Source organism: Psychrosphaera saromensis, from assembly GCF_002954545.1.
Classification (GTDB): Bacteria; Pseudomonadota; Gammaproteobacteria; order Enterobacterales; family Alteromonadaceae; genus Psychrosphaera; species Psychrosphaera saromensis.
On record NZ_MSCH01000003.1, the window covers coordinates 819,470 to 843,991 of the forward strand.

Genomic DNA, 24,522 nt, shown 5'->3' on the forward strand with positions numbered 1-24,522 from the left:
TAAATCCAGAGACTTCAAACCTTAAGTTGTCCTATCAAAGATAAAACAACTTAAGGCTAAGACCTTTAATTAATTCAGATCACACTTATATTCAAACTCAACTTGTTTTGCTGCATTATCTATTTTGATTAAGGTAATGTTGCATAACCAGTTTGGTACAAATCGGAATCTTAATGTATGGCCTATTTGGAAAGACATTAATGAATTACCAACATATATTTGTGCCTTTTCATTTGTCAGTATTCGTTGCAAACTAACACGTGATGCAGGTTCAGCAGGCTCCGCCAATAGAGCGTATGTATCTTTAAGATTAAGTTTAAATGTTTTCACTTTGCCTTGGCTATAAGACATAGAAATTTCAGCTTCTGCTAGTTTAGCTTTTAGGACTTTAATTTCTCTTTTAAGACGAGCTACCTGATCTTTATAATTTACCGTGATATTGGAAATTTTATTTTTGCTTTGTTGTAATTCAACTTCGGTAAGTTGCAAACTGTTTTTATGAATAATCACCTGGTCTAACAATTCAGTTAGACGAGCACGTTCAATACCCGATAACTTAATATTACTGCCAATTACCTCAAATTGTGAAATAAGCTCATTTAAAGAGTCCATATCACTAAGTCGTTTAATCTCTTGAGTTAACTCATTTACCTTATGATTACTTTCGTTAGAACCTAAGTGATAAGCTAAATAAACTAAACCTGCAATAATGATAAGACTAATGCCAACCCAACGGACAAAATAGCCTAAGTTAAAATAATTATCCTGATAACTACTATTCTGGTGGTCAGAAATTTCAGGAGTATCGTTTTGTGTTTCTTGATTATTCATAGTTTTTATAAGAAAAATGCGTTCACTTGGAACAATTTCTCAACTTCCGTTATATGTTTTTTATCCACTAAAAAGAGAATAACATGGTCATTACTGTTAATAACAGTGTCATCATGCGCAATGAGAACATCATCACCTCTTACAATTGCGCCTACTGTCGTTTTAGGTGGCAATTTTAGTTCTTGTATCGATTTGCCAACCACTTTTGAGCTGTTTTCATCGCCATGAGCAATGGCTTCAATGGCTTCTGCAGCACCACGACGTAATGAATAAACATTTTCAATATCAGCACGTCTAACGTGTGTTAACAAAGCGGAAATCGTAGCTTGTTGAGGTGAGATGGCAATATCAATTTCGCCACCTTGTACTAAATCAACATAAGCACTACGTTGAATTAATACCATGGTTTTGTGCGCGCCCATACGTTTGGCTAACATAGCAGACATGATATTAGCTTCGTCATCATCAGTAACCGCAATGAACACATCTGTTTGGTCTATTTGTTCTTCAGCTAATAGCTCTTGATCTGATGCATCGCCTGTAAAAACAACTGTATGTTCAAGTAGTTGCGATAAATATTCTGCTCGTTTTTGATTCTTTTCAATTATTTTTACACGATATTCAGTTTCTAACAGTTTTGCTAAACCAGCACCAATGTTTCCGCCACCGACGATCATAATCCGTTTATAGCTATCTTCAAGTTTTTGTAACTCGTTCATCACTAAACGGATATGTATGGAGGCTGCAACAAAGAATACTTCATCATCAGCTTCAATCACTGTGGTACCAAGAGGCTTAATCGCTTGGCCTTTCCTGTATATTGCCGCAACTCGTGTTTCCACGGTTGGCATATGTTCTTTTAAGGCAGAAAGTGCATAACCTACCAATGAGCCACCGTAATAGGCTTTTACCGCAACCAAAGACACCTTGCCACCGGCAAATTCTAAAACCTGCAATGCTCCAGGGTATTCAATAAGACGACGAATATATTGAGTCACCAATTGCTCTGGAGCAATGTAGTGGTCAACCGGTAAGTCGTGATTATGAAATAGTTGTTCTTTGTATTTTAAATATTGCTGAGAGCGAATTCGGGCAATTTTAGTTGGGGTAGAGAAAATACTGTAGGCGACTTGGCAAGCCATCATATTAACTTCGTCACTTCTGGTAACGGCAATCAACATATCGGCATCTTCAGCACCGGCTTGTCTTAACACGTCGGGATGAGAGCAATGTCCGCAAACGACCTGTAAGTCTAATTTGTCTTGCAGTTCGTGCAGCTTTTCAGCGTTAATATCAACCACAGTGATTTCGTTTTCTTCACTTGTGAGGTTTTCCGCTAAAGTCGCGCCGACTTGTCCTGCACCTAATATAATTATCTTCATATTGAGATACTTATTAACCTATTGTTTTTATTATTAATCTGACGTCTTCATTAAGCGGCAGTAATAGAATCCATCCATATTAAGCTGACCAGGTAAAATTTGCCAACCTGGGGCTTCATTAGTTTCAGAATTATCAATTTTTATTAGTTTAGCGTTATCTGTTTTTTGTAAAAACTGCGCTATTTGCTGTTTGTTCTCTTCTGGCAATACAGAGCAAGTTGCATATAACATAATGCCCCCTGGTTTTAGTTTTTGCCATAAAGTCTCTAGAATTTTTTGCTGTAATTGCGCTAAAGCTTCAATGTCTTCATTACGTCTCAGCCATTTGATATCTGGGTGACGACGAATAACACCTGTAGCAGAACAAGGTGCATCTAATAGAATTCGGTCGAACTGAATACTTTCATCAATAACACTCGGGTCTGATAAGTCGCCACATATAATTTCAGCGTGCTCGTTTAGTCGAGTTAAGTTTTGTGAGACACGCTCGAGTCGAGTTTCATCTATATCCGCAGCAACAACATCACAAGTCGCTAAATCTAATATGTGACATGTTTTACCACCAGGTGCGGCACATGCATCTAAAATTAAGTCACCGTCTTTAGGCTCTAACAATAAGGCTGCATGTTGTGCTGCGCCATCTTGTACGGTAAACCAACCTTGTTCAAAACCTGGAATAGCTTCGACTGGACTAGGTTTGCTCAATAATATGCTGGTTTTATTTTCTAGTGGTTGCTCAAATTCAATATTGGTTTTATTTAACTCTAAGATGAAAGTTTCAAGCGACACATTATTAGTATGTACACGTAACCACATAGGAGAACGTTCAAGGTTTTGCTCTAACACTTCAGCCCAATTATCAGGGTAGGCGGCTTGAATACGTTTAATAAACCAACCTGGGTGACTGTATTGAGTAACTAGATTGTCGGTTTTATTTTCTAATGCTTCTTTGTTTCGGGTGAAATTACGTAAGCAGGCATTAACTAACCCTTTAAGTCCTGGGGCTTTAAGGACAACGGTTGCTTGAACCGTTTCTGCTACTGCAGCATGTTCAGGAATACGCATTTTATCAATTTGATATAAGCCAACGATGATCAAATGGTGAAATATACGTTGTTTACCTTTTAACTTTTTACTTAATAACAAGTTAGTTATCGCATCGTACTTTGGGAAGTAGCGCATTACGCCGAAGCATATCTCTTGTAATAAAGCGGCATCTTTTGGTGCGACATTAGCTTGTGCTTTTGGCAATACGTCAGATAAAGACAAACCTTTGTCTAATACGCCTACCAAACACTTTGCCGCTTCCGCTCTTACATTTTTTGTTTTATTCATAGAATTCTAATTTGCTTCCACTAACAAGTTATTACCTGGAGTTACCCAATCAGAACGACCATTTATAAAGTCAGTTACCGACATTGGTTTTTTACCTTGCGGTTGTAGTTGGGTAATTTTAATTGCGCCGTCAGCGGTCGCCACTGTGATACCAGATTTATCAGCACTAATGATCTCACCAGCAGGTTTGCTCGATGCACTCACTACTTCTGCTTGCCAAATTTTTACAATGTTGCCGTTTAATTCTGTGTAAGCAACAGGCCAAGGTTGATAACCTCTGATTTTACGTTCCACTTCAATGGCCGATAACGTCCAATCTATTAATGCTTCTTGTTTTGTTAATTTATGCGCATAAGTAGCTAATTCATTGTCTTGCTTGATTGGCGTAATACTAGCTTCTGCTATTTGGTCGACGGTTTTTAATAATGCTTTAGGACCAATGATCTGTAGTTTTTCGTAAATAGAACCACTGGTGTCTTTATTAGTAATGTCGCACTTTTCCACAAGGAGCATATCGCCAGTATCAAGGCCTATATCCATTTGCATTATGGTAACGCCGGTTTCTGTATCACCTGTTAATACTGAGCGTTGAATTGGTGCCGCACCACGCCATTTAGGTAATAAAGAACCATGAACATTAATACAGCCGTGCTTAGGTGCATCCAAAGCTGCTTGAGGAAGTAATAATCCGTAAGCGACCACTATCATTAAGTCTGCATTCCAACTAGATAGCTCAGTTAAAGCTTCTTCATTTTTTAATGATTGTGGTTGGCAAACAGGAATATTATGTTCTAGAGCTACTTGCTTTACCGCACTCGGCTGTAATTTTTTACCACGACCGGCTGGGCGATCGGGTTGAGTGTAACAAGCGATAACATTGTAGTTATTAGCGATAAGGTGTTCTAAATGCTTAGCTGCAAACTCTGGAGTGCCAGCAAAAATAATATCTAACTTTTTTGTGGTCACTCAGTTTATCCTTGCTGTTTAGCTAGGGCTTTAGCTTCTTTTTCCAATTTTTTCTTAATACGTTCGCGTTTTAATGGTGATAAGTAATCAACAAATAGCTTGCCATCTAAATGGTCTAGTTCATGTTGAATACAAACGGCCATTAGACCTTCAGCTGTTTTAGTAAATGCTTCGCCGTTTTTGTCTAGCGCTGTAACCGTTACGGTTTCAGCACGTTCTACTTTTGCGTAACAATGAGGAACGGATAAACAACCTTCTTCATTAATAACTAAACCGTCTTTGTGAGTGATCACAGGATTAATAAAAACAAGCGGTTCGTTTTGATCTTCTGAAACATCCAACACAAATAATCTGATGTGTTGATCTACTTGAGATGCAGCAAGACCGACACCTGTTTCTTCTTTCATCGTTTCAAACATATCTTCAATAAGCGTTTGAATCTCTGTAGTTACAGTTGTGATCTCTTTAGCTACAGTGCGTAGTCTTTCATCTGGGAATTGCAGTACATTTAAAACAGTCATGATAAATCGTTTACTCAAAATATTGGAAGTATAAGGCGTTTAACTAGTAGTTATTTATTACTACTATAAACACAGATAACTTAATTTTACCTTTATATGCCAAGTTTTAATAGGGATTGATGGTTATTATTCATTCATTTTATATTCGCAATTTTTAATATTGTTAACTATGTTTCTAATATTGGGAAATTGAGGTGTTTATGGATGAAATTAAGAGCTCAAAACTTCTGTCTAAATCAGAGTTACAATTATGGTTAGTCTTATTTATGTGTCCCAAGTTAGGGATAGTGGCATTAAAAAGGTTGGAGCTGTTATTACCTAATTTATTAGGAATATTTAAGTTGCCAGATTCTGAGTTACCTGTCTTTAAGCTAACCCCAATGCAAATATCTAAATTACGTAATCCAGACTGGCACTATATAGACAGGCTAATGGAATGGTTGGATAAACATAATGTTAGTGTTATTCCTTTTAACCATGAGTTTTACCCTACATTATTGCTGAATACATCCAGGCCGCCAGTGTTACTGTTTACACAAGGTAATATTGAACTGTTAAATCAAGTTCAGATGGCGTTTGTAGGCAGTCGAAATCCCACCGCTTATGGTTGTCAGGTAACTAAAAATCTTGTGGCAGAATTAGTACGGTTAAATTTAGTGATCACCAGTGGTTTAGCCATTGGTATTGATGGAATTGCGCATAAAGCCGCACTGTCAGCTAATGGCTCTACTATTGCCGTTCTTGGCTCCGGCTTAAATAACGTTTATCCAAAACGTCATTTATCTTTGGCTGAGCAGATAGTGGAACAAAATGGATTGTTAATTTCTGAATTTTTGCCAGACGTTCCACCGATACAATTTAACTTCCCAAAACGTAATCGAATAATTGCCGGATTATCCAATGGCACCGTAGTTGTGGAAGCCGCTATAAAAAGTGGGTCGTTAATTACAGCCCAAAGCGCAGTAGAGGAAGGTAGAGATGTTTTTGCCGTACCTGGAAGTATATACAACGCCTTGTCTGAGGGATGTCATCATTTAATTAAACAAGGCGCAAAATTAATTACCTGTGTTGATGATATAACGGAAGAGTATTCTGGACTGCCTCAACCTGTACATTATTCTATGAAAAAGGGCTTGGCAGGGGATAAATTGTTAGCTAGTGTAGGACATGACACAACGCCGGTAGATGTAATAGTTCAGCAGTCTAATATGCCTTTAGAACAGGTGCTTGAAAGATTGTTGAGTCTAGAAGTCGAAGGGCTAATTATGTCAGTTCCCGGAGGCTATTTAAAAGTCTGTACGTAAGCTTATTACAATTCTTTATATCAATTTAGGGCTTTGCCAGAGGTGTAATTATGTTTGATATCCTTCTGTATTTATTCGAAAACATTGTAAATGACAGTGCTGAAGTCTGGATAGACAACGATGAGCTATCCAGTGAATTACAAACAGCAGGTTTTCATGACGACGATATATACAAAGCGTTAATGTGGTTAGAAGACTTAGCGGAATTACAAAGCAACGACATCATTCCTTTTATTGCTGGGCAAACCTCAGTATCCACACGAGTTTACACATTAGAAGAGAGCATAAAGCTCGATACACAAAGCCAAGGATTTCTACTCTTCCTTGAACAAATTAATTTATTAGATGTTGCCACACGTGAAATGGTTATTGATAGGGTTATGGAGTTAGAGGAAAACGGTATTTTATTAGAGGATCTTAAATGGGTCGTATTAATGGTTCTGTTTAATGTACCTGGAAAAGAGTTGGCTTTTGAACAAATGGAAAACCTAGTGTTTGACGAGCCGGACGGCACGTTACATTAATAGCTGTGTTTTTGCTTTATTAGCGTGGTGCTATTTGGGTTTTTGTCTTTATATTTAACTAACTTTTGATTGCTTATATATTTGTAGTGGATAAGATCGGCTACAAATTACTTTATAGGCTAATAAATACATGACCCCGGACCAAGATAATCCGTTTGAAGCCACCAAAACTAAAGAGCTGTGTCCTAAGTGTAATTCAGACTTACAGATTAAGACTGGAAGCTCAGGTGCTTTTTGGACATGTGTTACTTATCCAACCTGTGATTATACTCGTGCTTTATCGCAACATTCTGAAGTACAAACGGTAAAAATCTTAGATGATGTTTGTTGTCCAGAGTGTGAAGGAGACTTAGCTGTCAAAGCGGGTAAGTTTGGTATGTTTATCGGCTGCTTAAACTATCCAGATTGTAACTTTACCGTTAAAGATGACGATGACGACGATTATGAACCTGTCGCTTGTCCGTTATGTAATAAAGGTGAGTTACATATGAGAGCGAATAAAAAAGGCAAAAGCTTTTATGCCTGTAATCGATATCCTAAATGTGACTATCTCGTTAACCATAAGCCGATACTCCACACATGTGAAGAATGTGACTGGAGCATAATGACCGAACATAACCAAGAGTTACAATGCCCCAATTGTAATCACCACCTTCAAGTAGAATCTCCAGCTGAACAGAATGAAGAATAATTTAAACAGACAAGCGGCAATCACTGCTTTAAAACAAAATCAAGTTATCGTGTACCCAACGGAAGCCGTTTGGGGAATGGGCTGTGATCCGCAAAGTGAAGTAGCCGTAGAGCATTTATTAACAATTAAACAAAGACCAGTAGAAAAAGGACTTATTTTAATTGCCGCTAACTTTGAACAAGTAGAAAAGTATGTCGATATAACAAAACTGTCTGCTGATATTAAACAGCAGGTTTTCGAATCTTGGCCTGGCCCTGTAACTTGGTTGTTACCATGTTCAGAGTTAACGCCATCTTGGATATCAGGCGGCAGTGAATTGGTAGCTGTTAGAGTTACTGAGCATCCAACGGTTGTTGCATTATGTAATGACTTTGGCAGTGCAATTGTTTCTACCAGTGCCAATTTGACTGGACAGCCAACGTGCCAAAATTTAGCGCAATTACAAACACTATTTAAAGAACAAGTTGCTGTTTATGTTGACGAGTTGTTAGGTGGTAACACGAACCCTTCAACCATTAAACATGCATTCACTGGAAAAGTAATAAGGAATTAAGTTGGAAAATACCATGTTAGAGCAAGTGAAACATTTCTTTCAATCTCTTCAAGAAGATATTTGTGCCACATTAACTGAGCTTGACGGTAATCCCTTTGAGCAAGATCAGTGGAAAAGAGAAGAAGGCGGTGGCGGCCGTTCTAGAGTGCTAAAAAATGGCAAACTGTTTGAGCAAGCCGGTGTTAATTATTCTCATGTGTATGGCGCCAATATGCCAGCTTCAGCAACTGCACACAGACCCGAATTAAAAGGTCGCAGCTTTAATGCTTGTGGCGTGTCTTTAGTTATTCATCCACATAACCCTCATATCCCAACAACGCATGCCAATGTTCGTTTCTTTATTGCAGAAAAAGAAGGGGAAGAGCCTGTTTGGTGGTTTGGTGGTGGTTTTGATTTAACTCCTTATTATCCAAAAGATGACGATGTAGTACATTGGCATCAAACGGCGTTAGATATATGTCAGCCTTTTGGCGATGACTTGTACGATAAATATAAAAAATGGTGCGACGAGTACTTCTATTTAAAACACAGAGATGAAACTCGTGGTGTTGGTGGTATTTTTTATGATGACTTAAATGAATGGGGATTTGAGAAATGTTTCGAATTCACTCAAGAAGTTGGTCGTGGTTTCTGCAAAGCATATGCTCCAATTGTGAATGCTAGAAAAGCAGACTTATATACTGAACAGCAGCGCCAATTCCAATTGTACCGACGTGGCCGTTACGTAGAATTTAACTTAGTGTTCGACCGTGGCACCTTATTTGGGTTACAAACTGGCGGTAGAACTGAATCTATCTTAATGTCATTACCACCTTTAGTACGTTGGGAGTATCAATACTCCCCAGATGAGAACAGCCCAGAAGCTAAACTTAGTGACTACTTAGTACCAAGAAACTGGCTAAATAGATAAATACCCCTAGCTATGTATAAGTTAAGCTACCAAATTCATTGGTGAGTTTAACTTATACATTAATATTATCGTTATACACTTGTTATCTCAGTACGATTTCGAGACTATCATCTTACTTCCAACTTCTGTGAAATCGATAAATGAAACAATTTGCAGTTATCGGCAATCCAATTGCTCACTCCAAATCACCTTTAATACATCAAACCTTTGCCAAGCAGCTTAATATTGAATTGAGTTACGAGCTTTTAGAGTCAGCCCCAGATAAATTTAAGCAAACCGTCGATAATTTTTTTGCTAATGGTGGAACCGGTTTAAACGTAACAACACCATTTAAAAATGACGCCTATTTATATGCTTCACAGGTATCAAGCCATTCTAAAATAGCAGAAGCCGCTAATACTCTTTATATAGACGGGGATACTTTTAAAGCCGATACCACAGATGGCGTTGGCCTAGTAACAGATCTTAAGTTCAATAATGTGGACTTAAAAGACAAACGTATTTTGGTATTGGGAGCCGGTGGCGCAGCTAAAGGTGCAATTTTGGCACTGGTAGAACAAAATCCTAAACAAATAGTTATAGCTAACAGGACCAAACAGAAAGCAGAGCAAATAGTCAGTGCAATAAACAGTAGTAAGTTATTGGCTAGCGGATTAGAGAAAATAGACGGAGTGTTTGATGTTGTCATTAACTCAACATCTTGTTCAATAACAGACGATGTACCGGAAATGGATGTATCTTGTTTTAACAAAATATCGGTTTGTTATGACATGAGCTATAAACCGTACCAAACTAGTTTTAATAAATTTGTATTAGACAATAGTCATCCAGATGTAAAAGCTATCGACGGTCTAGGTATGTTGGTAGAGCAAGCTGCAGAGTCATTCCTAATTTGGCATGGCATTCGCCCAGACACATCTCAAATTAGAACGTTATTGAGAAAAGGCGGTTAAGGACCACTTATATAAAGAAAGCATTATGAATAGAGCTAGATAACTAGCTCTAAGAGTTACCTTTCTATTATAGCTGTTCTAAGTATTCATTCTTTAAGCGTACATAGTTATCAGCAGATACAGATAAAAACTCCAACTCAGACGTCTTTAACGGTCTTATCTGTTTAGCTGGATTGCCAACATATAAATACCCATCTTCTAATGCCTTATGAGGAGGGACTAAAGAACCAGCTCCAACAATACAATCATTACCAACAACAGCACCATCCATAATAATAGCGCCCATACCCACTAATACTCGATCACCAATAGTACAACCATGCAACATCGCTTTATGACCAATAGTGACATCTTCGCCTATTAATAGCGGGTTACCTTCTGGATTAGAAGGTGACTTTCGCGTGACATGTAAGACACTGCCATCTTGAACATTAGATCTTGCACCTATAATAATAGTATTAACATCACCTCTAGCAGCAACCATTGGCCAAATACTAACGTCACTTTTTAGGGTTATATCACCATAAAGTACCGCAGTGCCCTCTACAAAAACACTACTGTCTAGTTTTGGTGCCATACCTTTATACATCTTTGTATTTTTTAGATTCATAATATGTCCTCTTATTTACCTATATAATACATTAAATTTTAAACGATTAAGTCAATAAATACACGTACTGCAGGAATATTAATCACTCAGTAATTAATTTGAAATAAAGGCTTGCGCTGAATCCGAAACTCCCTATAATGCGCCCCATGTTGTCAGGGAGACATCAAACGGCAGAAAGACAAAGTTAAGTAAGCAGTTTGAGATTGAAATTGATTAGGAAGTTTGCAAAAACTAAATAAAAAAGATTTCAAATAATCGTTGACAACGATAACGGGAAGTGTAAAATGCGCATCCCGGTTGAGACAAGCCTTGAGCGACTCAAATGAGAGTCAGTCTTAACCAGAACCTTCGGGGTTCGAAATGTTCTTTAACAACTTGTAATTAATTATCTGTGTGGGCACTTGTGAATGATAGTAACAAAAAGATTTACTATTTTTTAAGTGTCTGTGCAAACAAATTTATTTATTTGAACAGTATTTATTGAGTAGGATTAAATGAAACACTTTAAAGTGAAGAGTTTGATCATGGCTCAGATTGAACGCTGGCGGCAGGCCTAACACATGCAAGTCGAACGGTAACAGAACTAGCTTGCTAGTTGCTGACGAGTGGCGGACGGGTGAGTAATGCTTGGGAATTTGCCTTTAGGTGGGGGACAACAGTTGGAAACGACTGCTAATACCGCATAATAGCTACGGCTTAAAGGGGGCTTCGGCTCTCGCCTTTAGAGAAGCCCAAGTGGGATTAGATAGTTGGTGTGGTAATGGCGCACCAAGTCAACGATCCCTAGCTGGTCTGAGAGGATGATCAGCCACACTGGAACTGAGACACGGTCCAGACTCCTACGGGAGGCAGCAGTGGGGAATATTGCACAATGGGCGCAAGCCTGATGCAGCCATGCCGCGTGTGTGAAGAAGGCCTTCGGGTTGTAAAGCACTTTCAGCGAGGAGGAAAGCTTAGTAGTTAATACCTACTAGGTGTGACGTTACTCGCAGAAGAAGGACCGGCTAACTCCGTGCCAGCAGCCGCGGTAATACGGAGGGTCCGAGCGTTAATCGGAATTACTGGGCGTAAAGCGTACGCAGGCGGTCATTTAAGTCAGATGTGAAAGCCCCGGGCTCAACCTGGGAACTGCATTTGAAACTGGATGACTAGAGTGCGACAGAGGGTGGTAGAATTTCAGGTGTAGCGGTGAAATGCGTAGAGATCTGAAGGAATACCAATGGCGAAGGCAGCCACCTGGGTCGACACTGACGCTCATGTACGAAAGCGTGGGTAGCAAACAGGATTAGATACCCTGGTAGTCCACGCCGTAAACGATGTCTACTAGCAGCTTGGCGCTTAAGCGCTGTTTTGCGAAGCTAACGCGATAAGTAGACCGCCTGGGGAGTACGGCCGCAAGGTTAAAACTCAAATGAATTGACGGGGGCCCGCACAAGCGGTGGAGCATGTGGTTTAATTCGATGCAACGCGAAGAACCTTACCATCTCTTGACATCCAGAGAATTTTCTAGAGATAGATTAGTGCCTTCGGGAACTCTGAGACAGGTGCTGCATGGCTGTCGTCAGCTCGTGTTGTGAAATGTTGGGTTAAGTCCCGCAACGAGCGCAACCCTTATCCTTAGTTGCTAGCAGGTTATGCTGAGAACTCTAAGGAGACTGCCGGTGACAAACCGGAGGAAGGTGGGGACGACGTCAAGTCATCATGGCCCTTACGAGATGGGCTACACACGTGCTACAATGGCAAGTACAAAGGGTTGCAAACTCGCGAGAGTAAGCGGATCCCATAAAGCTTGTCGTAGTCCGGATTGGAGTCTGCAACTCGACTCCATGAAGTCGGAATCGCTAGTAATCGTGGATCAGAATGCCACGGTGAATACGTTCCCGGGCCTTGTACACACCGCCCGTCACACCATGGGAGTGGGCTGCAAAAGAAGTAGGTAGTTTAACCTTCGGGAGGACGCTTACCACTTTGTGGTTCATGACTGGGGTGAAGTCGTAACAAGGTAGCCCTAGGGGAACCTGGGGCTGGATCACCTCCTTATACATAAAGTTATGAGATTTACTCGTGTCCACACAGATAATTAATTACGAATTGTGAGCAAGAAGAAGTTACAGGTAGGTGGCATAAGTTAGCGCTTGTGGCATTTTATATAGGCCTGTAGCTCAGCTGGTTAGAGCGCACCCCTGATAAGGGTGAGGTCGGCAGTTCAAGTCTGCCCAGGCCTACCAAATTTAGCGATATGCTTCGTTATTTGACTCGTCGTGTGGAAACCACACGTCCTCATCAAATGCCTAGCCTAGCACTAAATTACCATTATCTAATTATTTAGGTAATGTACCATCAAATAGATGGGGCTATAGCTCAGCTGGGAGAGCGCTTCCCTTGCACGGAAGAGGTCTGCGGTTCGATCCCGCATAGCTCCACCACTTCTTCTTAAATGAACATAAGCTCAAATAAATACACATTAAGTGGTTAACTTTAGTGTCTATTTATTTGAGTTTTTTAAAACTCAATTGCTCTTTAACAAATTGGAAAGCTGAATAAAAAATAAAGGTATAAATCTTATTTTAGTTCTTAGGAATTAGAATGAGTAATTTGTATCACTGTAAGAGAAAACTCAAGCGTTATTTATGTCGATTGTGTTTTTAGCGAACGCAATCAAAATGGCATAACCTACGACTTAGTGCGAGAGCATTTAAGGTTGTATGGTTAAGTGAATAAGCGTATACGGTGGATGCCTTGGCAATTGGAGGCGATGAAAGACGTGTTAATCTGCGATAAGTCTGGTTAAGGTGATAAAAACCGTTATAGACCAGAATTTCTGAATGGGGAAACCCACTGCATTTTGTGCAGTATCGCATAGTGAATACATAGCTATGCGAAGCAAACCCGGAGAACTGAAACATCTAAGTACCCGGAGGAAAAGAAATCAACCGAGATTTCCTGAGTAGCGGCGAGCGAAAGGGAAACAGCCGATTCAGTATGATGTAGTGGAAGGTTCTGGAAAGTTCCGCAATAAAGGGTGATAGCCCCGTACACGAAGCAGCATATTGGACACATTAAGTAGGTCGGAGCACGAGAAACTTTGACTGAAGATAGGGGGACCATCCTCTAAGGCTAAATACTCCCAATTGACCGATAGTGAACCAGTACCGTGAGGGAAAGGCGAAAAGAACCCCTGTGAGGGGAGTGAAATAGAACCTGAAACCGTATACGTACAAGCAGTAGGAGCAGACTTGTTCTGTGACTGCGTACCTTTTGTATAATGGGTCAACGACTTATATTTTGTAGCAAGGTTAACCGAATAGGGGAGCCGTAGGGAAACCGAGTCTTAACTGGGCGAATGAGTTGCAAGGTATAGACCCGAAACCCGGTGATCTAGCCATGGGCAGGTTGAAGGTTGAGTAACATCAACTGGAGGACCGAACCCACTAACGTTGAAAAGTTAGGGGATGACCTGTGGCTAGGAGTGAAAGGCTAATCAAACCGGGAGATAGCTGGTTCTCCCCGAAATCTATTTAGGTAGAGCCTCGGACGAATACTTACGGGGGTAGAGCACTGTTTGGGCTAGGGGGCCATCCCGGCTTACCAACCCCATGCAAACTCCGAATACCGTAAAGTAATATCCGGGAGACACACGGCGGGTGCTAACGTTCGTCGTGGAGAGGGAAACAACCCAGACCGCCAGCTAAGGTCCCAAAGTTTATGTTAAGTGGGAAACGATGTGGGAAGGCTTAGACAGCTAGGAGGTTGGCTTAGAAGCAGCCACCCTTTAAAGAAAGCGTAATAGCTCACTAGTCGAGTCGGCCTGCGCGGAAGATGTAACGGGGCTAAACATAACACCGAAGCTGCGGATCTTTACTTTATTGTAAAGGTGGTAGGGGAGCGTTCTGTAAGTGGCTGAAGGTGAATCGAGAGGTTTGCTGGACATATCAGAAGTGCGAATGTTGACATGAGTAACGATAATGGGGGTGAAAAACCCCCACGCCGAAAGACCAAGGGTTCCTATCCCATGCTAATCAGGGTAGGGTAAGTCGGCCCCTAAGGCGAGGCAGAGATGCGTAGTCGATGGGAAACAGATTAATATTTCTGTACTTTTAATCATTGCGATGGGGGGACGGAGAAGGCTAGGTGAGCACGGCGTTGGTTGTCCGTGTGAAAGTATGTAGGTGGTTAGTTTAGGTAAATCCGGACTTTCATTCAACACTGAGATACGAGACGAGTCACTAAGGTGATGAAGTCATTGATGCCATACTTCCAGGAAAAGCCTCTAAGCTTCAGATGATTAAGAACCGTACCCTAAACCGACACAGGTGGTCAGGTAGAGAATACTAAGGCGCTTGAGAGAACTCGGGTGAAGGAACTAGGCAAAATGGTACCGTAACTTCGGGAGAAGGTACGCCAGCATTGGTGATGGGACTTGCTCCCTAAGCTGAAGCTGGTCGCAGTGACCTGGTGGCTGCAACTGTTTATTAAAAACACAGCACTGTGCTAAATCGAAAGATGACGTATACGGTGTGACACCTGCCCGGTGCCGGAAGGTTAATTGATTGGGTTATCTTCGGAGAAGCTCATGATCGAAGCCCCGGTAAACGGCGGCCGTAACTATAACGGTCCTAAGGTAGCGAAATTCCTTGTCGGGTAAGTTCCGACCTGCACGAATGGTGTAATGATGGCCACGCTGTCTCCACCCGAGACTCAGTGAAATTGAAATCGCAGTGAAGATGCTGTGTACCCGCGGCTAGACGGAAAGACCCCGTGAACCTTTACTACAGCTTGACACTGAACATTGAATCTACATGTGTAGGATAGGTGGGAGGCTTTGAAGCAATGACGCTAGTTGTTGTGGAGCCAATCTTGAAATACCACCCTTGTATATTTGATGTTCTAACATTGGTCCCTTATCGGGATTGTGGACAGTGTCTGGTGGGTAGTTTGACTGGGGCGGTCTCCTCCCAAAGAGTAACGGAGGAGCACGAAGGTTTGCTAAGTACGGTCGGACATCGTACGGTTAGTGTAATGGTAGAAGCAAGCTTAACTGCGAGACGGACATGTCGAGCAGGTACGAAAGTAGGTCATAGTGATCCGGTGGCTCTGTATGGAAGGGCCATCGCTCAACGGATAAAAGGTACTCCGGGGATAACAGGCTGATACCGCCCAAGAGTTCATATCGACGGCGGTGTTTGGCACCTCGATGTCGGCTCATCACATCCTGGGGCTGAAGTCGGTCCCAAGGGTATGGCTGTTCGCCATTTAAAGTGGTACGCGAGCTGGGTTTAGAACGTCGTGAGACAGTTCGGTCCCTATCTGCCGTGGGCGTTGGATGATTGAGAGGGGCTGCTCCTAGTACGAGAGGACCGGAGTGGACGAACCGCTGGTGTTCGGGTTGTCATGCCAATGGCATTGCCCGGTAGCTACGTTCGGAATCGATAACCGCTGAAAGCATCTAAGCGGGAAGCGAGCCTCGAGATGAGTCATCCCTGACAGTTTAACTGTCCTAAAGGGTTGTTGAAGACTACAACGTTGATAGGTAAGGTGTGGAAGTGCTGTGAGGCATTAAGCTAACTTATACTAATTGCCCGTGAGGCTTAACCATACAACGCTTAAGTGTTCTTGAACGTTGATACAAATAAACTTTATTTTTTACTTAACTGATTATTCGGTTAAGAAGCTTTCCATTGTTAAATACGCAATAACGCTTTTGTCTGGTGGCAATAGCGCTGTGGTCCCACCTGAATCCATTTCGAACTCAGAAGTGAAACGCAGTTGCGGCGATGGTAGTGTGGCAGTCGCCATGCGAGAGTAGCTCACCGCCAGACTCCTATTAGAGAAACCCGTTGATCGTAAGATTGACGGGTTTTTTGCATCTGCGCCTATAATATTGCGTAAAAATGACACATATACACTGAAACGATAGCTTAATCGATGACTTACTGATTAAATTCTGTTCAATTTATGCAGTTAAAATGCTAAATAATTCAGGGTGACTTGTCGAAATTTAAAATATTGACTCAAATAGCCCTAAGCACTAAATTTTGCTACATTCATTCCTCAACACTAAAATAGTGAATAGAACTCATGTTTAAATTAGACCCTCGTATAGAAAAAGATTCTATTTTCATTAAAGACTTACCTTTGTGCCAAATCCGTTTACAAAACGATAGTCGTTATCCATGGCTGGTCTTATTGCCGAGTAGGAATGATTTAACAGAGGTTTATGAGTTAACAGAAGAAGACCAAGAACTGTTAATTAAAGAAAGTTCCTTAGTATCTAAAGCTCTAGCACTTACAACGAATTGTAAGAAGGTAAATGTAGCTAACTTAGGTAACGTTGTTTCACAGTTGCATTGGCATGTTGTGGCTCGTTTTGAGCAAGATTTAACTTGGCCTGGGCCTATTTGGGGAATTGGAACATCTGTTCCTTGGGGCGATCAAAAAAGAGCCGAATTTATCGACTCTTTCATTAGAAATTTAGCTGAACTATTAAATTCAGACTAAATATTTTCTGTTAAAAACTCAGTTAACTGAGTTTTACTTAATGCGCCAACTTTTGTAGCGGCAACAGCACCATTTTTAAATAACAATAGTGTTGGTATGCCACGTACACCAAATTTTGGTGGCGTATTAGGGTTTTGATCTATATTTAACTTAGCAATGGTTACATTGTCAGCCATTTCTTCAGCAACTTCATTAAGAATTGGTGCGATCATTTTACAAGGTCCACACCATTCAGCCCAAAAATCGACTAAAACTGGCTTGTCACCGTTGATAACCGACTCAAAACTATCATCAGTTACTGCAATAATTTTATCACTCATTTAAAACTCCAACTATTTATTAAATTTATAACGCTATTTTGAATAAAATGTTTCATATTGCAAGGGTTAAGGTTATTCTTATCCGCTATGACTAAGACACATTTGACAGAAACTAAATTTTCAGACTTTTCGATACATGAAAATGTATTAAAAGCATTATCCTCTGCGGGTTATTCGCATTGTACCCCTATTCAAGCTATGTGTATGCCTCTTATCGAAAAAGGCGCAGACATCGCAGGACAGGCTCAAACAGGTACAGGCAAAACCATCGCCTTTTTAACTGCTACATTTAACAGATTATTAGCTAATCCGGATGCTAAAGGGCAACCGAGAGCAATAATATTAGCACCGACCCGTGAACTCGCTATTCAAATTCACAAAGACGCTATCGTGTTTGCTGAGCAAACAGGATTGTCTCTTGGATTGATTTATGGTGGCGAAGGTTATGAATCTCAACGCCAAGTACTAGAAAAAGGTGTAGATGTTCTAATTGGTACTACAGGTCGTGTTATTGATTACCATAAACAAGGTGTATTCAATCTAGATTCGATTGAAGCTGTTGTACTTGATGAAGCGGATCGTATGTTCGATTTAGGCTTTATCAATGACATTCGTTACTTGTTTAATAATATGCCTGACAGAACGTCACGCTTAAATCTTGTTTTCTCAGCTACGATGAGTTTCAAGGTAAAAGAATTGGCATATTCACACATGAATGAACCTACTCATTTGCAGTCTGAACCAGAACAAATGACGGGTATTCGTATACAAGAAGAGTTGTTTTACCCACAGTCCAATCAAAAAATTGAACTGTTGTTATCTTTGATTGAAGAAGATTGGCCGGAAAAAGCAATTGTATTTACCAATACAAAACATTCGTGTGAAAAAGTATATAACTGGTTAAAATCAGATAAACACAGAGTTGGCTTATTAACTGGTGATGTTAACCAACGTAAACGCTTAAGTATTTTAGAAGCGTTTGCCAAAGGTGATATCGACTTTTTAGTAGCGACTGACGTAGCTGCTCGTGGATTACATATTCCAGAAGTATCTCATGTTTATAACTTTGATTTACCAGATGATCGTGAAGATTACGTACATCGTATAGGTAGAACTGGACGTGCTGGAGCTAGCGGTAATGCCATTAGCTTTGCTTGTGAATCTTATGTATATAACTTGCCTGCAATTGAAGAATATATTGGCCATAACATTCCTGTTAGCCAATACGATGCAGATGCGTTATTAGATGATGTTCCACGCCCTAAATATCAAAAGCGTCGTAATAATCATCACGGCCAAAGACGTCGTAACTAATTGAGCGGGAAGTTCTTTAATGGAAAACAATAGTAGTTATGCCGTTATTGACTTAGGCTCAAACAGCTTCCACATGATGATAGTTCAGGTGGTTGCTGGCAGTGTTCAGGTAATAGGACGGGTTAAACGTAAAGTTCGATTAGCCGCAGGGTTAGACAAAGATATGAATTTGTCTAACGAAGCGATGCTAAGAGGATGGGAGTGTTTAAACTTATTCGCTGAACGTCTGCAAGATATTCCCTCGCAAAATCTGAGAATTGCTGGCACAGCAACTCTCAGATTAGCAAAAAACGTTGATGTGTTTCTAAAAAAAGCTGAACACATTCTCGGTCACAAAATTCGTGTTATTTCCGGTGATGAAGAAGCCAACACTATATACAAAGGTGTTGCTTATACTTCTAGTAGTAAACAAAAACGCCTTGTTATTGATATCGGTGGCGCCAGTACTGAACTGGTAGCTGGTGAAGGCGATATTCCACAAATCTCTAATAGCCTAAATGTAGGCTGTGTTACTTTCTTAGATAAATACTTCCCTAATGGCGAGCTGTCAGAGCAGAATTTTACTGACGCAATTGGCGCAGCAGAGCTTGAAATTGGCCAGGTTAGAGACTTGTACAAAGACTTTGACTGGCAAGAAGAAGTTGGCGCATCCGGGACGGTTCAAGCAATTCAAGAAATTCTTATACACCAAGGTCACGATGAACGAATTACACTTCCTAGACTCATTTCAATAATGCAGCAAGCCATTACATATGGCTCTATAAAGCGCTTGAATATTCCAGGTTTAGTACAAGAAAGACAGCAAGTTTTCCCAAGTGGCCTAGCAATTTTAATTGCCATATTTAGACAACTAAATTTAGTAGGTATGACATTGGCTGGCGGAGCATTACGTGAAGGCTTGTTGTATTCAATGTTACCGCATTTAACCAAGCAGAATGTCCGTGAACGTACTTTAAACAGTGTGATGACTCGTTACCATGTTGATGAAGAACACGCTAACCGTGTCGCTGAGCTTGCTATGAATTTAGCAAATCAAGTTAGTGATAAATGGGACATGGAACAATTTGGCGCATTGGAAATCTTACGCTCTGCAGCGCTTGTTCATGAAGTAGGTTTACAAGTTGCTTACAAAGATCAGCAAATTCACGCTAGTTACTTGTTAGCAAATACCAACTTACCTGGTTTTACCGAGGCACAAAAAAACTTATTAACCGCGTTAGTTCGAAATCATAAAGAAGACATAGACCAAAGTTCATTATCAAAACAAAGTTCTACATCAGTATTATTGGCTTGTCGTTTATCTAGATTATTACGCTTGGCAGTTATATTGTCGTTAAGACGTAAAGATGAAGCTATGCCGAAAGTAATAGTGACGGTTGAAAACGAAACGTTAAAATTGAGATTGCCAGAAAATTGGATAGGTAAAAACCCATTGACGGAAGCGGAACTCGGACAAGAAGCTAGCTATCAAGCTGCACAAGGTTGGCAGTTAGTAATAGAGTAGAGTTATTCTGGACAGGCTGTGATGAATAAAAAAAGGTGCAAATTATTGCACCTTTTTTTGTTAGCTAAGTTTATTAACTTATTCTAAAGCGTTAACTTAATATGCTTAAACTTGATTCTGTTGTAACAAAACAGCGGCTTTTTTTGCAAAGTAAGTCAAGATACCATCAGCACCAGCACGTTTAAATGCGATCAAAGATTCAATTATAATCGCGTCTTCAGCTAACCAACCATTTTCAATTGCAGCCATGTGCATAGCGTACTCACCACTTACTTGATAAGCATAAGTAGGTACTTTAAACGTTTGTTTTACACTGCTGACGATATCTAAATAAGGCATTCCTGGTTTAACCATAACCATATCAGCACCTTCTTCTAAGTCCAACGCGACTTCTCTTAATGCTTCATCTGCATTAGCTGGATCCATTTGATAGGTCTTTTTATCAGCGCCTTTTAAATTACCAGCAGAACCTACTGCATCTCTAAAAGGCCCATAATAGCTAGAAGCGTATTTAGCTGAATAGGCTAAGATTGATGTGTTAATGTAACCTTGTGATTCTAACCCGGCTCTTATTGCACCTATGCGACCATCCATCATGTCAGACGGTGCAACAACATCAGCACCAGCTTCAGCATGCGATAAAGCCTGCTTAACCAATATCTCAGTTGTTATGTCGTTAAGTACATATCCGTTTTCGTCTATTATTCCATCTTGACCATGAACGGTAAATGGGTCAAGTGCAACATCAGTGATGACACCTAATTGTGGAAAAGCGGCTTTAACTGCTCGCACTGCTTTTTGTGCTAGACCTTGAGGGTTGTAGGCTTCTTCGGCTAGCTCTGTTTTTAGCTCTTGCCCTGTGACTGGGAATATTGCGATAGCTGGGATGCCCAATTCAACAAGCTCTTTGGCTTCTTTTACTAACAAGTCGATAGACATTCTTTCTATGCCGGGCATAGAGCTAATGGTTTCTCTTCTATTTGTCCCTTCTAATATAAACATCGGGTATATAAGATCATTGGTGGTTAAGACATTTTCACGCATTAATCGTCTTGAGAAATCGTTCTTACGCATTCTGCGCATACGAGTATAAGGAAAACCACTTAAGCTTGTTTCTGTCACTTAATTACCCCTTTTGATATGTTTGTACTTGGTTACGGCCAGTTTGCTTGGCTTTATATAAAGCGCTATCCGCCATTTCAATAAATGAACTTGGCTCAATAGGTTCTTTTGAATTATGCGATGCGACACCTAAACTTATTTTACAAGATAAGGTTTGCTCATTGAGTGTTATTTTTAAGTTTTCAATTGCTGAGCGAATTTTCTCAGCTAATATTTTGGCACCGGCTAAGTCAGTATTTGGTAATAACACAGCAAACTCTTCACCACCGTATCTAAATATTTCATCAGTGGTTCGGTTTAACTGTTGTGAAGCCGTTAATGAAATACTGCGGATAACTTCATCACCAGTGGTATGGCCATAAGTATCATTCACTTTTTTGAAGTGATCTATATCGAATATGATCAGTGACAAAGTAGCTAGCTCTCGTCTTCCTCTTCGTAACTCAGCTAGCAAGCGTTTATCAAAGTAGCGACGATTATAAATACCAGAAAGGGCATCTAAGGTGTTTAGTTTTTCCAATTGCTGATTAGTCTCTTCCAATTCACGTAAGGCAAATTGCAGTTCCATCATTTGGTCACTGGCTAAAATATCTTGTTCAGTCGTTAGTCCATTACCACCGAGTGTTGATGAGCGAACGGCAGATATAATCAAAAACATCACGTGTGCTAATAATGAGAATTGTAATAAGTATAAATTAGAGATTGGCAATTCTAATGCAGAGAAGTTGTTTACTGTAATTAACACAAGCGAGATTAATAAAATGCCTAAGCCATAATTAAATTCCTGATGCTCATGCAATCCATGTTTCCATGTCATAGCGCCTGCATATAAGTGACAAGCGCAAATAATGATGGAAATCGCAATAACCAAATACAAGGCAGTTTGGTAACTCAGGTATAGAGTTGCAGGTGTTAACAGTAGAGCAAAAAAAGCTATCGACTTGAACCAAGCCATTAACTTGTGGTCTTGATAAAAGTGTTTAAGTGTATCTCTGGCTAATAGCGCAGAAAATATGATGGCGATACAAGCAAAAATATAAAAAGCATGTTGCTGTAATACTGGATAGTTTGGCCATATATAGTGGAAAGCAAAACCATTCAAAGTCAAAATAATCATTAACAGTGAAAACATAAATCCAGCATTTAATAGAGATGCTTTTTGACGTCTAGCAATGTAAGCAATTAAACACACTAATATCGCTGCGAAGATAAGCCCCATATAACTACCAGTTAATAACTGTTGGTAACTTTGTTTTTCTTGGAAGTATTCTTTTTGCCATAAATTAATTGGCAGTTGGGTACTGCCTGAGGTTTGTGTGGCAATATAAACTTCTAATGTTTCATCAATGCCCCAAACAATAGGAATAATAAATGAGTCATGCAATACAGGTCGTAGGGAAAATGCCTGATTGTCACCTAAATGTTGGACACTTCTCACTTGCCCATCAATTAATAGATAAAGCACTATATTGTCTAATAGCGGAGCGTCTAATTCTAAGTATTTTGTTTCAACTTGAGTCGATGTATTGCTTAGTTCAAAACGAAACCACTGAACTCTATGATCAAAACCTAATTTAATTTGTGCTTGATTGAATTCAGACCAGCCTTCAATTGGTGGCGACTCAAGCGGATCGTGACCGCCAATGTTATATTCTATGTAAGGTGTTAGATCAGTCTTTCCCTTAGAATTGGTTATGTCATAGGTAGCTGCATCAACTTGCAAAAGCAGTTGAATGACGATGAAGAAGAAAATAACCAATTTATTAAACAAGAATGAAACCTTTTTTGCTTATGCTGAAATTAAGGGTGAAACAATATCAGCAGTTTATTCAGTAATCTAGTGCTCTGAATTATAGCTGGATTAATTGAATTGCGACTAACTTTTACTCTGTTTGTTCACTATCTGTATTTTTAACTTTGATGACTCTGGATAGGATTAATCCTAACTCAAACAACAACCACATAGGAATGGCCAATAACGTTTGGCTTATTACATCCGGAGGCGTCAGTAACATACCTAAAACAAAGGCAGCTAACACAACATATGGTCTTTTTTGCTTTAAGTTATCTACAGTTGTTACACCAGATAAGCAAAGAATAAAGACCAGAACTGGTACTTCAAATGATAATCCAAATGCGATGAATAATTTTAAAGTGAAATCTAAATAGCTGGTTATGTCAGTGGCGATAACTATATTTTCTGGCGCGACACTAGTGAAAAAAGCGAAGACTAATGGGAATACAATAAAATAAGAAAAAGCGATACCACAGTAAAAAAGTAGAACCGAGGTAATTAATATTGGCGCTGCAAATTTTTTCTCATGGCTGTATAAGCCTGGCGCGATAAAGCCCCAGATTTGATGTAATAGGTATGGAAAAGCAAGCACAATAGATAACATAAATGCCAATTTAAAAGGCGCAAAAAATGGTGCAGCAACATCTGTTGCTATCATATTTGAACCTGCTGGCAGTACATCTAACAGAGGGGTTGATACTAAGGTATATAATTCATTAGCAAAGTAGGCAAGTCCAGCAAAACACAATAATATTGCAACCACAGATCGAATTAAGCGTTGTCTGAGCTCAACTAGGTGAGCTATAAAAGGGGGTTTATCATTTGTCATTTTTAGGTGTATCTACAGGCGATTCAGAAAGTGTTTTTTGTACACTTTTAGCGGCGTTTGTTAACTCGTCGACGGACTCTTGCAGATCAGGAGATAAGTTTTCCATCCCTAATTGCTCAGCTTTTTTTAGGTTTTCATGTAGTTCGTGTACACGAAGCTGTTCATTAACTTCAGCGGATAAGCCTTGAACCATTTGACTGAATTGTTGTTTCATTTTAGTAAAACGACGAATTGCAGATGGAAGTTTATCGGGACCAAGTACTATGGTGCCAACAACCGCAATAACAATAAACTCCCAAAATCCCATATCAATTAATCTTTTTTATTAACTTTGTCTGGGTTTTCTGATTTTTCGAAATCAGCATCAGCATCTGGTTTTGATTCAATATTGGTTTTTTCATCAGAAACTGAACTTTTGAAGCCTTTTATCGCTGAGCCTAAATCTGTTCCTAAGGTTTTTAATTTTTTTGTACCAAAAAGTAATACTACTATCACTAGTATAAGTATAAGTGAGCCTGGACCAATTCCACCAAATCCCATTATTAATATCCTCAATTGTA

General features: G+C 39.9%; 21 protein-coding genes, 2 tRNA genes and 3 rRNA genes. 14 read left to right on the top strand and 12 right to left on the bottom strand.

Annotated features, from left to right (window positions below; translation table 11 throughout):
- Positions 1-69: 69 nt before the first annotated feature.
- From BTO11_RS03675 to def, 5 genes are read right to left on the bottom strand one after another with little or no spacing between them, the layout of a single operon-like run.
- Positions 70-831 carry a hypothetical protein gene (locus BTO11_RS03675; protein ID WP_105051320.1) on the bottom strand — a complete coding sequence of 254 codons (762 nt, stop codon included), beginning with the start codon at positions 829-831 and terminating at the stop codon, positions 70-72.
- A gap of 5 nt (positions 832-836) precedes the next feature.
- Positions 837-2,213, bottom strand: a complete 1,377-nt coding sequence (gene trkA / locus BTO11_RS03680) for a Trk system potassium transporter TrkA (RefSeq protein WP_105051321.1) — start codon at positions 2,211-2,213, stop codon at positions 837-839.
- A gap of 33 nt (positions 2,214-2,246) precedes the next feature.
- The gene (gene rsmB / locus BTO11_RS03685; protein ID WP_105051322.1) at positions 2,247-3,548 is read right to left on the bottom strand and encodes a 16S rRNA (cytosine(967)-C(5))-methyltransferase RsmB; all 1,302 of its coding nucleotides are present in this window, start codon (positions 3,546-3,548) and stop codon (positions 2,247-2,249) included.
- A gap of 6 nt (positions 3,549-3,554) precedes the next feature.
- Positions 3,555-4,514: a methionyl-tRNA formyltransferase gene (fmt, locus tag BTO11_RS03690; protein WP_105051323.1), complete on the bottom strand. Its 960-nt coding sequence runs from the start codon at positions 4,512-4,514 to the stop codon at positions 3,555-3,557.
- A 5-nt stretch (positions 4,515-4,519) separates the two neighbouring features.
- Positions 4,520-5,035: a peptide deformylase gene (gene def, locus BTO11_RS03695; RefSeq protein WP_105051324.1), complete on the bottom strand. Its 516-nt coding sequence runs from the start codon at positions 5,033-5,035 to the stop codon at positions 4,520-4,522.
- Positions 5,036-5,235: 200 nt separating this feature from the next.
- Here def and dprA point away from each other — a divergent pair, with 200 nt between their 5' ends.
- The 6 genes from dprA (at position 5,236) to aroE (ending at position 9,970) form a co-directional block, all read left to right on the top strand.
- The gene (gene dprA / locus BTO11_RS03700) at positions 5,236-6,339 is read left to right on the top strand and encodes a DNA-processing protein DprA (protein WP_105051325.1); all 1,104 of its coding nucleotides are present in this window, start codon (positions 5,236-5,238) and stop codon (positions 6,337-6,339) included.
- Positions 6,340-6,389: 50 nt separating this feature from the next.
- Positions 6,390-6,863, top strand: a complete 474-nt coding sequence (locus BTO11_RS03705; protein WP_105051326.1) for a DUF494 family protein — start codon at positions 6,390-6,392, stop codon at positions 6,861-6,863.
- A 130-nt stretch (positions 6,864-6,993) separates the two neighbouring features.
- The gene (locus tag BTO11_RS03710; protein WP_105051327.1) at positions 6,994-7,554 is read left to right on the top strand and encodes a DNA topoisomerase family protein; all 561 of its coding nucleotides are present in this window, start codon (positions 6,994-6,996) and stop codon (positions 7,552-7,554) included.
- On the top strand, positions 7,544-8,107 hold the full coding sequence (gene tsaC / locus BTO11_RS03715; RefSeq protein WP_105051328.1) for an L-threonylcarbamoyladenylate synthase type 1 TsaC: 564 nt from the start codon (positions 7,544-7,546) through the stop codon (positions 8,105-8,107). The genes BTO11_RS03710 and tsaC overlap by 11 nt, the downstream gene beginning before the upstream one ends.
- 13 nt (positions 8,108-8,120) lie before the next feature.
- Positions 8,121-9,017 carry an oxygen-dependent coproporphyrinogen oxidase gene (gene hemF / locus BTO11_RS03720; RefSeq protein WP_105053653.1) on the top strand — a complete coding sequence of 299 codons (897 nt, stop codon included), beginning with the start codon at positions 8,121-8,123 and terminating at the stop codon, positions 9,015-9,017.
- A gap of 140 nt (positions 9,018-9,157) precedes the next feature.
- The gene (gene aroE, locus BTO11_RS03725) at positions 9,158-9,970 is read left to right on the top strand and encodes a shikimate dehydrogenase (protein WP_105051329.1); all 813 of its coding nucleotides are present in this window, start codon (positions 9,158-9,160) and stop codon (positions 9,968-9,970) included.
- A 67-nt stretch (positions 9,971-10,037) separates the two neighbouring features.
- Here the strand turns inward: aroE and BTO11_RS03730 are convergent, their stop codons facing one another.
- Positions 10,038-10,559 carry a gamma carbonic anhydrase family protein gene (locus BTO11_RS03730; RefSeq protein ID WP_373295203.1) on the bottom strand — a complete coding sequence of 174 codons (522 nt, stop codon included), beginning with the start codon at positions 10,557-10,559 and terminating at the stop codon, positions 10,038-10,040.
- Between the two features lie 527 nt (positions 10,560-11,086).
- Here BTO11_RS03730 and BTO11_RS03735 point away from each other — a divergent pair.
- The 6 genes from BTO11_RS03735 to BTO11_RS03760 all read left to right on the top strand — a co-directional run bounded on the left by BTO11_RS03735 (position 11,087) and on the right by BTO11_RS03760 (position 17,078).
- A 16S ribosomal RNA gene (locus BTO11_RS03735) occupies positions 11,087-12,620 on the top strand.
- Positions 12,621-12,731: 111 nt separating this feature from the next.
- A tRNA-Ile gene (locus BTO11_RS03740) sits at positions 12,732-12,808 on the top strand.
- A gap of 122 nt (positions 12,809-12,930) precedes the next feature.
- Positions 12,931-13,006, top strand: a tRNA-Ala gene (locus BTO11_RS03745).
- Between the two features lie 281 nt (positions 13,007-13,287).
- Positions 13,288-16,176 (top strand): 23S ribosomal RNA (locus tag BTO11_RS03750).
- A gap of 108 nt (positions 16,177-16,284) precedes the next feature.
- Positions 16,285-16,399 (top strand): 5S ribosomal RNA (rrf, locus tag BTO11_RS03755).
- The 16S, 23S and 5S rRNA genes sit together here with 2 tRNA genes alongside, the layout of an rRNA operon.
- 259 nt (positions 16,400-16,658) lie before the next feature.
- A complete protein-coding gene (locus tag BTO11_RS03760) occupies positions 16,659-17,078 on the top strand; it encodes an HIT domain-containing protein (protein ID WP_105051331.1) in 420 nt (139 codons plus the stop codon).
- Here the strand turns inward: BTO11_RS03760 and trxA are convergent.
- Entirely contained in the window at positions 17,075-17,398 is a 324-nt protein-coding gene (trxA, locus tag BTO11_RS03765; RefSeq protein ID WP_105051332.1) for a thioredoxin TrxA, read from the bottom strand. The two genes, BTO11_RS03760 and trxA, sit on opposite strands and share 4 nt — an antisense overlap.
- Before the next feature lie 87 nt (positions 17,399-17,485).
- On the opposite strand from trxA, the gene rhlB reads away from it, so the two are divergent.
- Together rhlB and gppA are read left to right on the top strand one after the other, a co-directional pair.
- Complete coding sequence (gene rhlB, locus BTO11_RS03770) at positions 17,486-18,712, top strand: ATP-dependent RNA helicase RhlB (protein ID WP_105051333.1); 1,227 nt, start codon at positions 17,486-17,488, stop codon at positions 18,710-18,712.
- Between the two features lie 19 nt (positions 18,713-18,731).
- Positions 18,732-20,216: a guanosine-5'-triphosphate,3'-diphosphate diphosphatase gene (gppA, locus tag BTO11_RS03775; protein ID WP_105051334.1), complete on the top strand. Its 1,485-nt coding sequence runs from the start codon at positions 18,732-18,734 to the stop codon at positions 20,214-20,216.
- A gap of 105 nt (positions 20,217-20,321) precedes the next feature.
- Here the strand turns inward: gppA and hemB are convergent, their stop codons facing one another.
- The 5 genes from hemB to tatA all read right to left on the bottom strand — a co-directional run bounded on the left by hemB (position 20,322) and on the right by tatA (position 24,502).
- Complete coding sequence (gene hemB, locus BTO11_RS03780) at positions 20,322-21,338, bottom strand: porphobilinogen synthase (RefSeq protein WP_105051335.1); 1,017 nt, start codon at positions 21,336-21,338, stop codon at positions 20,322-20,324.
- 4 nt (positions 21,339-21,342) lie between these two features.
- Positions 21,343-23,109: a sensor domain-containing diguanylate cyclase gene (locus tag BTO11_RS03785; protein ID WP_105051336.1), complete on the bottom strand. Its 1,767-nt coding sequence runs from the start codon at positions 23,107-23,109 to the stop codon at positions 21,343-21,345.
- Between the two features lie 112 nt (positions 23,110-23,221).
- Positions 23,222-23,962: a twin-arginine translocase subunit TatC gene (tatC, locus tag BTO11_RS03790; RefSeq protein ID WP_105051337.1), complete on the bottom strand. Its 741-nt coding sequence runs from the start codon at positions 23,960-23,962 to the stop codon at positions 23,222-23,224.
- A complete protein-coding gene (gene tatB, locus BTO11_RS03795) occupies positions 23,952-24,269 on the bottom strand; it encodes a Sec-independent protein translocase protein TatB (RefSeq protein ID WP_105051338.1) in 318 nt (105 codons plus the stop codon). The genes tatC and tatB overlap by 11 nt, the downstream gene beginning before the upstream one ends.
- Positions 24,270-24,274: 5 nt before the next feature.
- Positions 24,275-24,502, bottom strand: a complete 228-nt coding sequence (gene tatA, locus BTO11_RS03800; RefSeq protein WP_105051339.1) for a twin-arginine translocase TatA/TatE family subunit — start codon at positions 24,500-24,502, stop codon at positions 24,275-24,277.
- Positions 24,503-24,522 lie beyond the last annotated feature (20 nt).